Raw genomic sequence first — 16,091 nt, 5'->3', positions numbered from 1 at the left:
GTGAGTAGCCCTACTTGAAGCCTTCATCACCGTTTTGATGCAAACTGAGACCGCGTTGCTCTATCGGTTCCAGAGCCTCAGAGATCGGTCGATTGGGTGCCTGTTCGATACCCTTCCAGTCCGGCGCTGCATTGGCAGCCCAGCTCACAGCATTGCGCAAGACCTGTTGCACGTTGCGGTCATGATAGATCGGGTAAGTTTCATGGCCGGGTCCAAAATAGAAGATTCGCCCTGCCCCCCGCTGCCAGGTCAAGCCAGAACGAAATACTTCTCCCCCCTGAAACCAGGATGTAAAAACAGTTTCCATGGGTTCCGGAACGGCAAAGGGTTCACCATACATTTCCGATTGTGGTAACTCGAACCATGGATCCAGACCCGCTGCGATGGGATGCGAGCGATTAATGACCCAGACACGTTCTTTCTCCCCAGCTTCGCGCCAAGTCAATGAACACGGGGTACCCATCAAGCGTTTGAATATTTTTGAGAAATGAGCGGAATGCAACACCAGCAAACCCATTCCCTCCCAAACACGCTGTTGCACACGATCAACGATCGCATCACTGACGTCACCATGTGCTGCATGCCCCCACCACAGCAGTACATCGGTCTTCTCCAGGACCTCCACACTCAGACCGTGCTCAGGATCCTGCAACGTTGCCGTACTGGCCTCGATAGCACTGTCCTTGCCTAGCGCCTGCGCTATCAGCGTATGCATGCCATCAGGGTACAAGGAGCGCACATCGGCGTTAGTCTGCTCATGGACATTCTCACCCCATACCAATGCTCTGATAGTCATGATTTGAGCTCAAGCTGCTGCAAGGCCTCAATCGCCATTCGAGCGATATCATCCACGCCTTGAGAAACAGCAACGAAGAATGCCTGCCTTGCAGTATCTTGTCCATTGAGCACAAATTCGAAAGGCATGATTTTCAGCAGTTTTCGACCATCACCCGAAAGCAGTTGAACCTGTCCGGACATGTCTGCACCACCACTTGGCTCACGCAACAGACGATCAAACACCACTTTTACGCGTGCGGTTGGCCGGTAATCGCGCGGCCAGGGTTCCGTGAGCACTGTGGTATCGGCATGCTTGCGTAAACGATCAACCAACAAGCGGTTGATAGCCATGGCGGGGTCCTCGGCCCAACGGTGATCGTTGTCTTGAGTCACCGAGCCATTGGTAGCCAGGCTGGCAATCTGTGCATTAACGGCGTAACCCGGCAAGCTCACCATGACGACCCCCAGCTCGCGCAGCTCAGGAGCAGGCGGGGTCACGCCCTCACCTTCTTGCCCTGCCGGTGATTCAAGCAGATACAACCGTGGTTGCGGAACACTGCCGCAAGCACTCAGAAAACTGACTGCCAGCAGCAAGGTAACAACTCGGCCAGAACGACAGAATTTCGCATTCATGATATTAGCGACCAGTAAGAATGGCATTAGGGTTCTCTTCCAGCAATTCGGCAAATGCGGCGATTGACTTGGCCGCCAGGCCCAATTCTCTCACTGCAGAGGAAAGTTCATAATAGATTTCAGAGTCCGGTGACAAGCCTTCAAGCACATCGTTCGCATTGCGCGACACACTGCCAAGCGAGTTGATCAGCCCCGGCAGATCAGCGGTTGCTTTTTCCACCTGCCCTGCCGCCTTGGCAATGGACGACATGGATGCTGAAAGATCGCTCGGCAAGGTTGCCATATCAGGACTGCCCAACAATTTTCTGGCGTCTTGCAGCACACCCGCCGCTTCACTGACCAGAGAATCCAGCGGTAGTTGTGAGAGGTTCTTGATTAGTGTTTCGATATCCGCAGTGACCGCATCAACATTAGTTGCCATAACCGGCAAGGTCGGATAAGGCTTGGTGGACAGATCAAGGGGCTCATCGGACAATCCTGGTCGCGTGACCAGTTTGACAATCAGCGTGCCTGTCAGCAGATTACCGCTGGAGAGCTGCACTCGCAGTCCGCCTGCCACCAGCTTGCTGATAGCCTGTTGCCAGTCCACTTCTGACACATCGGCCAGGCCCAGCATTGAGGGCTGGAACTGCAAGACAGCCGTGGCGCTGCCCTCATCGCCCAGATCGCTAGGCAGGTTTGCAGAGACACTACCAACACTGCCTACTCGCATGCCATTATATTCAATGGGGGCACCGGCTCGAAGACCCTTGACGGAACCCGGAAACTGGGCGAGAAAACGGTAACGCTCGTCATCTTCGCCATCGAACAGGCTGTCTCGCGCTTCGGATCTGGAACCGAATAGCTTGTAGTGTTTGCCGGCACTGGCTATTGGTACGTCGCCCGTTATCTCCGGTGGGTTCTCAAATGCGATCCCCCCCGTGAAAAACGTCGAAATGGATTCGACTCTGATCGAGACGCCATCGGCCCCTGCTGATCCTTCGATGCCGGATACGGCAAAAAATCGCGTTCCAGGATAAACATTCTTGTGGTATGGCGCCTCGATGAAGATATCGAAAAGCACTTTCGTTGCATCTTCAGACAATCTTCGACGCTCGACTCTGCCAACTTCAATCTGGCGCAGAAAAACAGGCGAACCTACATAGATATAACCGGCTTCAGCAGCATTCAGCGTCAGACGCAACCCAGGCGTACCAGGGGTGGTTAGTGGTGGTTCTGTCAGCCCGACGTATTCCGAACGGCGCTCGCCTGGAACGTCATCCCAATCCACCTCGATGTATGAGCCTGACAGTAATGTGCCCAGACCAGAAATTTCCGTGGTATTTATGCGTGCGTTGACGATCCAGAAACTCGTATCATTATCCAGATAAGGAGATACCTGAGGTCGCATGCGCACACTGACGATAACTGAAGTCAGATCATCTGCCAGGCGTACTGACTCAACCTTACCCACATCGACATCGTTACGCCGGACACGCGTTTCACCGGCGACAACACCGCCTGCATTTTCAAAGGATATTTCAACCAGAGGGCCTCGATCGGTATAAGAGTCCCACAACACCCAGGCTGCGAACAGAATGGCAAACAGGGGCAAGAGCCACGTCAGTGACAAGCGTTTCGAATGTCGACTTGCTTGCTCGACGTTGGAGTTGGCAGGTTCTTTTATATCGTTACTCATTTTTCCGAATGATCCCAAAGCAGGCGAGGATCCAGCGAGCTTGCCGCCAGCATGGTAAAGACGACAGACAAGGCGAAGGCATTGATACCGACACCCGGAACGATGGAAATGATAGCGCCCAACTGAATCAATGCAGCCAGCACCGCTACGACGAATACATCAATCATCGACCACCGGCCAATGAATTCGGTAAGCGTATGCAGTCGATGCTGCGTATGCTTGGAAATATCCCAATCGTAGTGCAGATTCAGCGCCAGGCCTGCAATGACCACGAACTTGATGACGGGAATGCAGATACTCGCAATGAAAATGATCAACGCAACACCATAACTGTCATCGTCGATCAGTACCATGACGCCGCTGAGAATGGTATCAGAGGTATTACCGGTAAATGAACGTGTCAGCATGATCGGGTAGATATTGGCAGGGATATAGGCCATCACACCCACCAGCAGAAAAGCCCATACGCGCTGAAGGCTGTTGCTGCGCCTGGAATGCACACTCGCACCACATCGTCGACACAGGGTGTCATCGATTATTGCCTGCAACGCGCCACATGAGGTACAGGCCTTGAGCCCGGCATCACGCGCACTCAGTCCTTGTATGTGAGTACTGCCCATATCGTATCCTTGCACAGCGTCAGATTGATGAAGATCGAAAGCCCTACCAGCAAAAGTAGCGACCAGAAAGCCAATCCCGTATGCAGATTCGCCAATGTACTCACCTTGACCAGTGAGACGACGACACCCACCATGAATATATCCGCCATGGCCCAGGGCTCCATGCGGATGGACCAACGGAATGCCATCCGCATACCACGGCGAATTTTTCGCTGAAATCGAATTCGGCCCAGCACCCATGCCAGCAAGAGCAGGCGAGTAAGTGGCAGTAAAACGATGAAGGCCAGTGTCAGTGTACCCAACCACAGCATGTCACTGAACCACAAAGACGAGACAGCATCCAGTACAGAAATGGTGCTGTTGATCCCTGCCCTGGACAGCGACAGAAACGGCAGGCACAAGCTCACCAGTAACAAGACGATCGAGGCCAGTACCGCCGCCAGTGTCCGGTCTACGGAGTCAAACTTGTTCGACTGCAGAATATCGCCACAACGCTCACACCGGGCCAGCTCACCGATCAGCAAGTGTCGTCGGTGATGCAACAAGTCGCAACCCGGACAAGCAACCAGATCGTCAACGGGCGCCTGTGGGTCAGAACTGCCGGGTACGGATGTCATGTCAATACGGTACAGGTTTCAGTGAATACAACGCAGGAGCGCATTGTACGTGAGACTTTATACAAGCTCGGGGTTACTCTGCAACGGCACCAGTGAAATCATGCAACGAACCGGCCTTGTCGCCATGATGGCAATAGCCATGACATTGACAAGCTCGTCAGCATCAGCCGCAGAATTATTGATGATCGAAGAGATAAGGTTGCGTCTACTGTGCCAGATTCAATGCTGAAATAGCGCCTGCGCACCCAAAGACGGGTTAACACCGCTGAAACGATACAGCTTGAAGCACTCCTTACAGGTAACGGCCGGATCCACAGGCGGTTTCACCAAGGGAGGGAGGATGAGCGCTCTGCCTGCAGTTTTGCGCTGCGGCATGGAGTCGCTGATCGAATCACTCAGCCAGCAACGAATCTTGAGGCTCGTGAAATACTAACTACCCCTTAGCGCCGAAAATCGGAATCAAGGGACGGGGCAAAGAGACTGATATTGATGTATCTCTGAAATAATTGCGATGCTGCTGATACCAAAGCCAGTATCAGCAGCATTCTTTTGCCACTCTCAGTGCCACAACAGTCGGGCACATCGAGTCTCAGCTTCGGATCTAGCTGTACAGCGTTGGCACACCCAGTTTTTCATGGATGGCATTGGCTTGCTCTTCACTCATGCTCACACCTTTGCGCAGCGTGTCCAGATACTGTGCTTCCTCACGGGAATCCAGGTCAATAGCCAGCAGAGACATCATATAGACCTGCATTTCCGCACCACGGGGAATGGTCTTGATAAAACCTTCCAGATCCAGAGGTGCCTTCATTTCACTAAGGACGAACTGGCGCTCATCATCACTGACTTCGTCGCCCAGGTTAGCAACGATTTTCTGTTGCTCTGCCTGATCGATGTTGCCATCGGATTTTGCAGCATTGACCATGGCTTGAATCAATATGCGAGCCAGATCTTCCTGAGCCGGCTCAGGCTCCGGAATGGTCTCGCCCTGAAGTGCGGAATTGAGAAGATTTCCAAGGCTGCCACCTGCCGGTGCCGGCACATTGGTCGCACTGGCTGAGGCACCAGAAGCGCCGCCAGAAATGCTCTCCAGCAAACCACCCAATCCCCCTGCCATTCCGCCACCAGCACCGCCGCCAAGGACACTGCCCAGCATGTCACCCAGGCCGCCGCTACTTTGACCGCCTTGCTGACCGCCACCAAGGACGCTACCCAGTATGCCACCCAGACCGCCGCCACTTTGGCCGCCTTGCTGACCGCCACCAAGGACACTACCCAGCATGCCGCCCAGGCCGCCACTTTGGCCGCCTTGCTGCCCTCCAAGAACACTGCCTAGCAAGCCACCCAAACCACCAGCACCACCGCTTGTTCCTGCGGCGCCGCCACCATTAACCATCTTGCCAACACCTTTGGCCATTGCGATTCCAATCGCAATTTTTCCCAGAGTTTTTACCAGGCTCATACTATGACACTCCTCTTAAACTGTGTACTTCACTGTACCTACAGCGCGTACCATGCAGTGTACCCCAATCACTCAAGGCTTCTGATAGATGACACGATGTCTGACAGTTCATTTGTATTGACCAATAAACAGGCTCGTGAGGTTTGGCTGAATCGCCAAAGCCTTGCCAGCTCGCCTTGTGGAAAACCACAGGTGACAGCCTTTGCCGACCGGGTTGCACGACTAGGCATGGTCCAGCTGGACTCCATTGGCGTTCTGTCTCGCGCTCACCATCACATACTCTGGAGTCGTCAGTCTGCCTATCGGCAGACCTCCTACGACAAGCTGATGCAAGGCGAACGCTCCGTGTTTGAACACTTCAGCCACGATGCAGTCATTCTGCCCATGAGCACCTATCCGTACTGGCAACGACAACAACAAAGACGAGCCTCACGCTACAGCGGCGGTGCCTGGGGACAAGCAATGCGAGATCGGCGTTTACAAAGTACCCTAATCAATCATATTGAGAAACACGGGCCTGTCTGCTCTCGTGATCTTGCAGAATATCAACAAGGAGCTGTCGACAAATCGAACCATGCATGGATGCGGCCTGCCCACAAGCTGACTCTGGATTATCTCTGGTTGCGCGGCACACTCAGCGTCTCTCATCGCAAGAACTTCACCAAGTATTATGATCTTACCGAGCGCATTATTCCGGATCGTTTTCGCATTCAACAACTGGATGAACAGACCCAGATCAACTGGCTATGCGAACAGGCATTGACTCGGCTCGGATTTGCCAGTGCCATTGAAATACAGCGATTCTGGGACGCCTGCGAATTAAGCGAAGTCCATGCCTGGTTACTACAACCCAGTATTCCAGTGATGAAAATCGCCTACCTGGATACACAGGGAAACCGCATCAATGCCTACGCACCGGCCGAGCTGGAACAGCAGATCCTCGACGATGCAAAACCGGTACCCCGTGTTCGCATACTGAGCCCGTTCGACCCGGTTGTCCGCGATCGCGTGCGGCTGCAAAATTTATTCGGCTTCGACTACCGTATAGAAATCTATGTGCCTGCGGCTAAACGCCGCTATGGTTATTACGTCTATCCCATGCTGGAAGGTAATCGCATGACGGGTCGCATCGATGTCAGAGCAAACCGATCAAACGATCAGCTTGAAACTCGCGCCTGGTGGCTTGAGCCTGGCATTCAAGAAACAACAGCTCGCCGCGCGAAAATTGAACAGGAGCTGGCTCGACTGGCAAAACTGGCAGGGGTCAGCTCCGCAGGTCCGCTGCCTGCCAGATCAGAACACCCCGCTAAACGATAATAGCAGCGGGGTCAAACCTTCATTCAGATAAGCTCGCGCTTGCCCGTTTCCAAAGAACGATAGGCCGCATTGGCAATTAACAAGGCACGTTGCCCGTCGATGCCCGTTGCACAAGGTTCAGCTTTGCCATTGAGTACATCTACAAAATGCTCCCACTCCAGTCGGTAGGCATCCCGATACCGTTCGATGAAAAAATGCATGGGTGTCTCTCGGCGTACACCCTCAGCCCTCTCCAATACCAGTGTGCTGGTTGGAACGTTTTCAGTACGCAGTGAACCCAGGGATCCATGGACCTCTATACGTTGATCATAACCAAAGGAGGCACGTCGTGAATTGGTGATGACAGCCATTCGTCCACTCGGGCATTGCAGAGTGACACAGGCGGTATCGATATCCTTTTCTGCAGCAATACCCTCACTGGTCAGTGCTGCAGCTGTGGCAACAACGCTATCAGGTTCCTCACCCAACAGGAATCTGGCCATGTCGAAATCGTGGATGGTCATGTCTCTGAAAAGGCCACCTGACTCTCGCACATATTCGATCGGCGGTGCCTCAGGATCCTTGGATATCACCGTGACCAGTTCCACATCACCAATGTCGCCAGCTCGCACACGCGCCTGCATTTCTGCCGCTGCCGGATCAAACCGCCGGTTGAATCCCAAAAGAAATGGCGCAGTGCAATTCCGTGTTTTTTCCAGAACTGCATTAACTCTTTCAATAGACAAATCAATCGGTTTCTCGCAAAAAACTGCCTTGCCAGCTAACAGACTCTTCTCGATCAGATCACTGTGAGTCGGCGTGGCCGAGCAGATAACTACAGCATCAATAGACTCATCGGCAAATACTCTTTCAGGTTCCACCACCTGAGCACCCACCCTGTCTGCCAGTGAATTAGCCGCCTCCTCTGCAAACGGGTCAACCACATAATGCACAACCGTTTCAGGGTGCTGATGGATGTTCATTGCATGGACCTTGCCTATCCGGCCAGCTCCGATTACTGCAATACGAAACACCTTTTTTTCTGCCATGACTGAGTTGCCGCACCGTTGTCTGCCCTGGCGAGCTTGCCGGGCACCTTTTTGAAAGCCCGTCGATTGACAGGGTTACCAAACATTGAATCAGGCGGATGGCGATCCCGCAATATATCCTGCCAGCTCCTTGCGTTCGGCGTCCGTCTCCTTGAGCCGGGCATTGACGATATCGCGAATACTCACCACACCCGTCAGTTCATCTTTCACCGTAACGGGGACGTGTCGTATGCGCTTTTCATCCATCAATTCCATAACACTGATAACAGTGGCATCCGGTGCACACGTAAAGACATTACGAGTCATCAGATCGCCGACCGTTTGCATGGAAAAGTCAGTGGACTCATTAGCCAGACCGCGCACGATATCGCGTTCGCTGAGAATACCGTCTATCTTGCGCCCATCACCACTGACAACCAGTACTCCGATACGCATGGAAGCAAGTACGGCGATAGCATCACGCAGTGGTGTTGCAGCCGTTGTCGTCTGAACCTGAGATCCCTTTTCACGAAGAATGTCTGCAATCAGCATACGGTGGAACGTCCCATCGTTTAAGAATGTTCAGTTATACCGTTTATCGGGACTTCTTGCCAACAGAGGTTTATTCAAATACGGAAAGGGCTGCAAGCTGCAGCCCCTTCCGTGCGTTACGCCTTTCTGCTATTGGTAGGCGTGTATTGCTCAGTCTCTAATTTCCGAACTGAGCCGTGCTCTTGAATGCATCTCGTTGATAGACCCGAATGTAATCAGCTTCGAACTGTATTGGAAACAAGGTTTCATCAGAGGCATCCGGTGTCGGCGCCCAGCCACTGCCTGCAACCAGGTAGTTGACGATATTCATCGGTTGGCGAGAAACCTGCGGGCCGAACATGCGCTTCACTTCCAAACCATCGATATACCAGATGACCAGTTGCGGTTCCCATAAGACACCGAAGGTATGCCATTCATTGCCATCAGCATAGGAACCACCACCCGGCTTCTTGTAAGACATCGTCGGTGCTGATCGAGTAATTTTCGTATTCGGATCACCATAATGATACGTCTGAAAGGCATCTGCGTCGCCAAAGGGATTTTCACCCAGGTATTCGATAATATCGATTTCAGGGGCATGATAATAGACACCCTCACCCGGATAGCGATGATAGAGGTAGAAGCTGGAAAGAGCACCTGGCACTCCACTCACCCTGAACCGACCCTCCGTGTAACCATAGATGTGCTGAAATTTGTCATGCGATGAAAGAGCACCGGAAAGAAACTCACAACGATCCAGCCCCAACGCATCTTCTTCATCACACACCGGCGGCAGGTTTTCACGCAACCCATCAGGAATGGGAATTGCGCTGATGATCATTGACTCGCCGGTAAAACTGAACGGATCGTAGCCAAAATCCGGATTGGTCTGAGTGTTAACGAAGTATTGTTGCTCGCCGTTGATAATACGGTTGTCGCCCCAAGTCAGCCCCGTTTGCCATTTATCCCCATCGATTTCATCACCGTTGAATTCATCAGAAAATACCAGATCGAAATCATCTAACCAATAGCCCACTGCCGACAAATCGTTGTCTTGCGCGAACGTATCGTTTTCACCTTTGTACAAATCGGCATAGCGCGGCACAGGAGCGTTACTTTCTGCCAGATAAGTAATACTCAGAGGCTCAGAGGCGGCTGATTCATTATCTTCATCATCGATGGCCGTCACTTCGTAAATATAGGTTCGGCCAGGCTCAGGCTGATTGATCGAACAGTTATGCAGACGATCAGCAAAGCGGGTGAAATTACAATCGATAAACGACGTTGTATTCCAGATCTTGTCGATCTCCTCCTGAGTCCCTCCAGCAGTATCAGTCTGGTCCCCTCTTACGTTATAGACCACACCATCGCTACGATAGATATTGTACTGAACGACTTCGCTATCATCGTTGGCCGGAGCCCAACTGAACTCTGCCCAGTTATTCGACACCAGATCCAATCGTAGATTCTTCGGCTGAGTCGGCGGACCACCCGCGCTAGGTTGCTCCTCATCCACCTCCAGAGTTGATCCAAACGGATCATCAGCGTCAGGTGAAGCAATCGGTGCAGCGGTAGGATCCGATAATACCGGAACACTCGGCGGCGGTAGGTCCTCTGGTGTACCTCCAGTATCGGTTCCGGCATCAGTGCCGGTATCAGTGCCAGCTCCGGTATCGGTTCCAGCCCCGGTCCCTCCCGCATCGCCGGAATCGGTCCCGGACCCGGTCCCGGACCCGGTTGTATTGCCATCTTGATCGTCATCAATCGTGGTGGTAGTGCCACCATCGTCTGTGCCGGAGTTCGAATCTGAGGAACAGGCACCGAGCGTCAGAGCCAGTACCGCGGGTACGCACAGGATACCAGTGCGAATGGAAAGTTTTTTTGCCATGTTTGGACACGTTGGCCTTTCAGGCCTGATTTTCAGGTAGTTATCTTCTATTTACTGGACACCGCCTGCAAGAGTCAAGGTAGTTTGACCGGTTGTGCAGATCTTCATGATCCCACTCCTGTTAATCAGTATAGACGCTTCTGAATCATCTACTACCGCCAGGAAAAATGTCGTGTATTGCCTGGCCAGCCAGGTGAATCACCCACAACGACTCGTCGTTCTACCTGCTGTGCTATATCTTGCAGTGTACGTATCTGCTCCATATGCCCGCCCAAACGCTCATAGTCGCTTCGACGCATTGTAAATTCAATCGGTGCAACCAGCGCAGGTGTCGGCACATAGCCGAACGCATTGCGCGGCATCTGCGTGACATCCGCCATGATGGTTATTCCGCCGCCGGGCCAGACGTAAGCTGGTGCACCCGCGCAGGAGACATAGGTCAGCGACTCACGCACCGAGCGTGTTAATCCGACCGGATTCTCCGTGACGCCAGCACGCAATGAACCACCGGCCCCTCCCATGAATAGCACGGAACACAATGAAGGCTCACAATTCTCGGCGATACGCTCAACCGACAGACGCAATGGTTCAGGCAAATCTGCCGCAACCGGATGCAGCATTTCATCAAGGGTAAAATAAGCCCATTGCTCACCGGTTGTTGAGACCATCAGTAATCGCATTCCGGGCCACGCAATGGCTGGTTTGAAATCATCAAGGATACTCAACGGATCCTGAATATCCGTACCTCCCCACCCCGAGCCCGGTTCGGCGACCTGGAAGTAACGTCCAGGTGTCGAACGCCTTCCTCTGATACGCAGGCCCGTGGGTTTCATGCCCAATAGTTTTCCTGCCTGATGCTCGGACAGTACACCGGTTATATGATCGTCCACCACCACCACCTCATCCACATGAGGCTCCCATTGCCGCGCAAACATACCGATGGTGGCGGAACCACAGCCTACTCGCATCAACGCTTCGCGCACACCGTTGACAATCGGTGCAGCACCTGCCTGCACAGTCAGTTCCGCACCACCATCAATGCTCATATCGACAGCTTCACAGTTACACAGCTGCAGAAGCGCGTTACACGTTATTCGCCCCTCTTTCTTTGACCCTCCAGTGAGGTGATTGACACCACCCAGAGAGAGCATCTGTGAGCCATATTCGCCTGTCATGACATGCCCGACCGCCTCACCCTGCACTCTGACGGTCGCCTGCTCTGGCCCAATATGACGGTCAGTATCAATTTTGACCTTGACCCCGCAATAACTGAAGATGCCTTCGGTGACCACGGTCACCATATCTACATCATCATATTGTTGACTGACGATAAAAGGCGCTGGCTTATAATCCGGGTAGGTGGTCCCGGCACCAATCGCGGTTACAAATGTCCGGTTTTCACCGAAAATATCACCGTTCCAGGCAGGCAAACCCTTTTCAGCAGTTTCTTCGTCCGAGAGGCTCTCTACCTCTACAGGCGCTGCCATCCCTCCTGCCTCCTCACCATCGTCCACCACCCCCGCAGTCTCCGGCCTCAACAAGAAAGGCACGGCCATGACCTCAGACTTGTCTGCACGCTGCAATATAGTAAAGGCATCAACTCGCACCAGCTCACCGCCCTCATTGGCATACCGGTCACAAGCGCCCGTCCGACCATCCTTTATATAACAGAGCACTGGACAGGCATCACAACGGATCTTGCCATTTTCTTCCTGGTCTACCGCAAATCTCACCATGTCAGTCGGAGCCTCCATTTGCATTGATGGCGTTCAAGACTTTCTCCGGCGTGGCAGGTAAGTCACGTATGCGAGCGCCAGAGGCATGTGCGATCGCGTTGAGTATGGCTGGCGCTGTTGGAATCAGCACATGCTCACCAAGCCCTTTGGCACCGTAAGGACCATGCTCATCCTCTACTTCCACGATAAAGGTGTCAATCGCCGGAATATCGCCTATCGTGGGCACCAGATAATCGTGCAGATTTTCGGTACGACCCGGAATGAATTCTTCCATCAATGCAAGTCCAACACCTTGAGCTACCCCTCCATGTATCTGCCCTTCTACCAGCAAAGGGTTAATGGCTCTACCCACATCATGCGCAGCACTGATTCGATGCAAGCGGATAGTCCCAAGGCGGATGTCGACATCCAGCGAGACCATCTGGGCAGCATAGCCATACTGTGCGTACGGTATACCCTGCCCGTTTTCATCCATGGGCTGGGTAGGTGGATCATAAGATTCCACCGCCATGAGAACATAGCCCTGATCATTCACCGGCAGTTCTGATAATGAAATGGAGGCAGCATCTTTTTCATCAGAGTTAACGCTCAAGGTGTCGCCCTGAATGTGCAGCTGTTGAAATACCGGGCAATTGACCTGTCGAGCTATCTGTTTACGCAATGCCAATGCCGTCAGCCTGGCGGCATTACCCGATACGAAAGTCTGACGCGATGCGGATGTCTTGCCAGCGTCCGGCGTAAGATAGGAATCGGCACCAACCAGCTCGATCGTCTCGATCGGTATACCCAGTGTCTCTGCAAATATCTGTGCAATGACCGTGTTGGATCCCTGCCCGAGATCCACCGCCCCCTGATGCAGACAGATCTTGCCATCGGCTCTGATCCCAGCCTTGATAGTGGAGGGATTGGGCAAGGATGTATTGCCACAACCATACCAGCCGCTGGCAATGCCGACACCGCGTCGCAATGGCGAACCCTGCCCCACTGCATGCTTGTTGAATGCCTCTGCATCGGCCAGACCCTCACGCCAAGGCGTATCCAGTGCCTGCAAACATTCACCAATACCCACTGATGAACTGAACTCCTGCCCAGTGACAGTGCGCTGCTTGTTATCGAGCGCATTGAGCACACGAAACTTCAACCGGTCCATGCCCATTGCCAATGCCAGTTCATCGAACAGCGACTCCTGAGCAATGGCTGCCTGCGGCACACCAAATCCGCGAAAGGCACCGGCAGGCGCACAATGCGTGTAGACACCGTAGGTATGTGCCCGATAATCAGCTATGTAATAAGGCCCTGACGCATGCACCGGTACTCGATTGGCAACCGTTGGCCCCCAGGAAGCATAAGCTCCCGTGTTGAAAATGCCATCAAATCTGAAACCACACAGACGCCCCTGATTATCGACACCGATTTCAACCTCCAATCGGGAAGGATGTCTCTTGGTGCTGGCCTGCATTGATTCCTGGCGTGAGAATGTCATACGAACCGGCTGACCAAGCTTCCAGGCAGCCAGTGCCACATAAGGCTGGTAAGACAGATCCAGCTTGGAGCCGAAGCCGCCACCCACAGACGTTGGAACAATCCGAATACAGCCCTCATCCAGCGCCATGATCTGCGCAAGGCTGTCCCTGTTCATATACGGCGCCTGGGTGCAGCCGTGAATCTCAATGGAATCCCCTACTCTACGAGCAAAGCCGGCTTCCGGCTCTATATAAGCGTGCTCAATGAAGCCTGTGGTGAAAGTGCCTTTGACGCGTTTGTAGGAGCGCTCCAGAGCAGCGTTGGCATCACCGCATTGTACGAGCCCTTCACACAACACATTGCGTGTGGTCTGCGAATGTAACTGCGGAGCGTCCTCCTGCATGGCAGCCAGGGGATCCAGCATTGCCGCCTCTTCGTGCCAGCTAACGGGAAATTCCTGCAAGTCCAGTGACTCGATACAACTGACCTCGCCAATAACCGCAGCAATAGCTTCACCCTTGAACCGCGTACGCTGCTCAGCAAAGACAGGTTGGTCAATGAACGGTGGAATGACTCCAAACAGATTGATGCCCGGTATATCAGCGGCACTCAACACACAGTCGATTCCGTCATGTTGACTCACGAATTGCCCCAAGTCTCCGAGGGTGAAGCTTGCGTGATGAAATGGTGAACGTATCAGCCTGCAAACCCGTGCATCCGGTGGTGCGACATCATCTCCAAACCGATCGGTGCCCTCAACCTTGGCCTGACCATCCAGTTTCAGCAAGGGAACACCGACAGAATACAAGGCTTCCTGGCGAGCCTGCCCGCCTCTTCCTTCTTGAACACTGTCCACATGCTCGATGGGTTGAGTTGCACACATAACCGCATCGATGATCTTGCGATAGCCGGTACAACGGCAGAGCACGCCACCCAAGGCATTCTTGACTTCCTGTTCTGTGGGCACAGGCTTTTCCCGTAGCAACGACACCGCTGACACCAGCATCCCAGGCGTGCAGATTCCACATTGTGCAGCCCCTTTACTCAGGAACGACTCCTGCAGTAATCGCATCACCGAATCGCTGGCTCCCAAGCCCTGAACGGTCTCCACCTTCCTGCCATTGACCTGCCCTATAGCCGTCAGACAGGCACAAACTGGTTCACCATCAAGCAATACGGTGCACGCGCCGCAGTCCCCGGCATTGCAGCCGATCTTTACATCGTACTGTCCAAGCTGCTCACGCAATACCGATGATAGTCGCTGTGTCGAAGCCCCCTGGAGCTCCACTCTTTCGCCATTGCACTGGAACTGCAGACTTTGCGGTACCGCGATGCTGTCAGTCTGCTCAACCATCGTAGTTTCGGAAGGTGTCATGACAGGGCTCCGTGACCACTACCTGGCGATAGACAAACCTGATTGCCAGGCAAATCATGCAAACAGTCAGCAAGCAGGCGACGAACCAACTGCTGAACGGCCTCCATTCGATATTCACGACTCCCCCGCACATCATCTATCGGACTCAGTGCGGTCAGCATGGCTGGCGTGACAAGCGAGACCAGATCATCCTGTATTGATTTTCCATTCAAGACATTTTCCAGCTCATGCAGGCGTTGGGCGACGGCTGAACACGCCCCAGCAGCAATGCAAACCTGCTGTAAAAACCCGTTCTCATCTGCGCGCAGTACGATACTGGCCATGACGATGGAGATGACCAGGTAGCGCCTGGATCCCAGTTTGATAAAAGCGCTTCGCGCCTCTGGAGCAATGTCAGGAATATTAATCGCCACCATCAGCTCATCCGCAACTCTTGCCGTCGACCTGGGCCCGAGAATGAATTCGCTGAGGGGCAATATGCGAACACCACGCACTGAAGCCAGCTCCACACTCGCATCAAGTGTCAACAACGGAGGTACACCATCAGCGGCTGGCGAGGCATTGCACAGATTACCGGCCACCGTTGCGCTATTCTGAATCTGTATGGAGCCGATTTCACTTGCGGCAGCCTTGAGCGCGTCAAACACAGGGGGCAGAGGTGCCCTGATGATATCGGTCCATGTTGTAGCAGCGCCGATGCGCCACCCTGACGTTGTTTTTTCAACTCCGCGAAGCCCGTGAATACGGGTCACGTCAATAACTTGCAATGGCGCCGGAGCATCACGCAAGGCCGGATAAAAATCCGTCCCCCCGGCCATAATCGGCATGCAGGATCGGGCAAGAGCACCCAAGGCCACCGACAGATCCTGATGCTCACCTGTACTCATTTACCACTACCTCCACAACGGCTACCACGATTTATCGCCATTTCAAGAAACACCAGCGCGACCCTGCGCATACTCCCGGCATCATCAGTCACTGCATCC

At 53.4% G+C, this 16,091-nt stretch carries 14 protein-coding genes; 2 read left to right on the top strand and 12 right to left on the bottom strand.

Translation table 11 applies throughout. The annotated features are described in order from the left end of the window. Positions 1–10: 10 nt before the first annotated feature. The 5 genes from IMCC3135_RS06275 to IMCC3135_RS06255 are packed head-to-tail and all read right to left on the bottom strand — an operon-like array spanning position 11 to position 4,325. The gene (locus IMCC3135_RS06275) at positions 11–796 is read right to left on the bottom strand and encodes a ThuA domain-containing protein (protein ID WP_088916824.1); all 786 of its coding nucleotides are present in this window, start codon (positions 794–796) and stop codon (positions 11–13) included. Further along, complete coding sequence (locus IMCC3135_RS06270; RefSeq protein ID WP_088916823.1) at positions 793–1,437, bottom strand: PqiC family protein; 645 nt, start codon at positions 1,435–1,437, stop codon at positions 793–795. The genes IMCC3135_RS06275 and IMCC3135_RS06270 overlap by 4 nt, the downstream gene beginning before the upstream one ends. Beyond that, positions 1,415–3,088, bottom strand: a complete 1,674-nt coding sequence (locus IMCC3135_RS06265) for a PqiB family protein (RefSeq protein ID WP_088916822.1) — start codon at positions 3,086–3,088, stop codon at positions 1,415–1,417. The genes IMCC3135_RS06270 and IMCC3135_RS06265 overlap by 23 nt, the downstream gene beginning before the upstream one ends. Next, a complete protein-coding gene (locus IMCC3135_RS06260; protein WP_088916821.1) occupies positions 3,085–3,708 on the bottom strand; it encodes a paraquat-inducible protein A in 624 nt (207 codons plus the stop codon). Before IMCC3135_RS06260 ends, IMCC3135_RS06265 begins: the two co-directional genes overlap by 4 nt. Then, entirely contained in the window at positions 3,681–4,325 is a 645-nt protein-coding gene (locus IMCC3135_RS06255; RefSeq protein ID WP_088916820.1) for a paraquat-inducible protein A, read from the bottom strand. Before IMCC3135_RS06255 ends, IMCC3135_RS06260 begins: the two co-directional genes overlap by 28 nt. Positions 4,326–4,374: 49 nt before the next feature. Between IMCC3135_RS06255 and IMCC3135_RS33935 the strand changes: the two genes are divergently transcribed. After that, positions 4,375–4,554 carry a hypothetical protein gene (locus IMCC3135_RS33935; protein WP_157735798.1) on the top strand — a complete coding sequence of 60 codons (180 nt, stop codon included), beginning with the start codon at positions 4,375–4,377 and terminating at the stop codon, positions 4,552–4,554. A 372-nt stretch (positions 4,555–4,926) separates the two neighbouring features. On the opposite strand, the gene IMCC3135_RS06250 is transcribed toward IMCC3135_RS33935, so the two are convergent. Next, positions 4,927–5,787 carry a DUF533 domain-containing protein gene (locus tag IMCC3135_RS06250; protein ID WP_088916819.1) on the bottom strand — a complete coding sequence of 287 codons (861 nt, stop codon included), beginning with the start codon at positions 5,785–5,787 and terminating at the stop codon, positions 4,927–4,929. Between the two features lie 96 nt (positions 5,788–5,883). Between IMCC3135_RS06250 and IMCC3135_RS06245 the strand changes: the two genes are divergently transcribed. Then, positions 5,884–7,104, top strand: coding sequence for a winged helix-turn-helix domain-containing protein (locus IMCC3135_RS06245; protein WP_157735797.1), 1,221 nt, complete (start codon positions 5,884–5,886; stop codon positions 7,102–7,104). Positions 7,105–7,127: 23 nt separating this feature from the next. On the opposite strand, the gene iolG is transcribed toward IMCC3135_RS06245, so the two are convergent. The 6 genes from iolG to IMCC3135_RS06215 all read right to left on the bottom strand — a co-directional run bounded on the left by iolG (position 7,128) and on the right by IMCC3135_RS06215 (position 15,992). Then, positions 7,128–8,132 (bottom strand): inositol 2-dehydrogenase, encoded by a 1,005-nt coding sequence (iolG, locus tag IMCC3135_RS06240; protein ID WP_205737932.1) that lies wholly within the window; start codon positions 8,130–8,132, stop codon positions 7,128–7,130. Between the two features lie 90 nt (positions 8,133–8,222). Next, positions 8,223–8,663: a CBS domain-containing protein gene (locus IMCC3135_RS06235; protein ID WP_088916817.1), complete on the bottom strand. Its 441-nt coding sequence runs from the start codon at positions 8,661–8,663 to the stop codon at positions 8,223–8,225. Between the two features lie 157 nt (positions 8,664–8,820). Further along, positions 8,821–10,530 (bottom strand): family 16 glycosylhydrolase, encoded by a 1,710-nt coding sequence (locus IMCC3135_RS06230; RefSeq protein WP_088916816.1) that lies wholly within the window; start codon positions 10,528–10,530, stop codon positions 8,821–8,823. Positions 10,531–10,682: 152 nt separating this feature from the next. Beyond that, the gene (locus IMCC3135_RS06225) at positions 10,683–12,266 is read right to left on the bottom strand and encodes a 6-hydroxynicotinate reductase (RefSeq protein ID WP_088921706.1); all 1,584 of its coding nucleotides are present in this window, start codon (positions 12,264–12,266) and stop codon (positions 10,683–10,685) included. 1 nt (position 12,267) lies between these two features. Then, on the bottom strand, positions 12,268–15,105 hold the full coding sequence (locus IMCC3135_RS06220) for a molybdopterin-dependent oxidoreductase (RefSeq protein WP_088916815.1): 2,838 nt from the start codon (positions 15,103–15,105) through the stop codon (positions 12,268–12,270). Next, entirely contained in the window at positions 15,102–15,992 is an 891-nt protein-coding gene (locus IMCC3135_RS06215) for an FAD binding domain-containing protein (RefSeq protein ID WP_088916814.1), read from the bottom strand. The genes IMCC3135_RS06220 and IMCC3135_RS06215 overlap by 4 nt, the downstream gene beginning before the upstream one ends. Between the last annotated feature and the right edge of the window lie 99 nt (positions 15,993–16,091).

This window comes from Granulosicoccus antarcticus IMCC3135 (genome assembly GCF_002215215.1).
GTDB classification, from domain to species: domain Bacteria; phylum Pseudomonadota; class Gammaproteobacteria; order Granulosicoccales; family Granulosicoccaceae; genus Granulosicoccus; species Granulosicoccus antarcticus.
The sequence above is the reverse complement of the archived record's forward strand: the minus strand, read 5'-3'. Positions and strand labels throughout refer to the sequence as shown.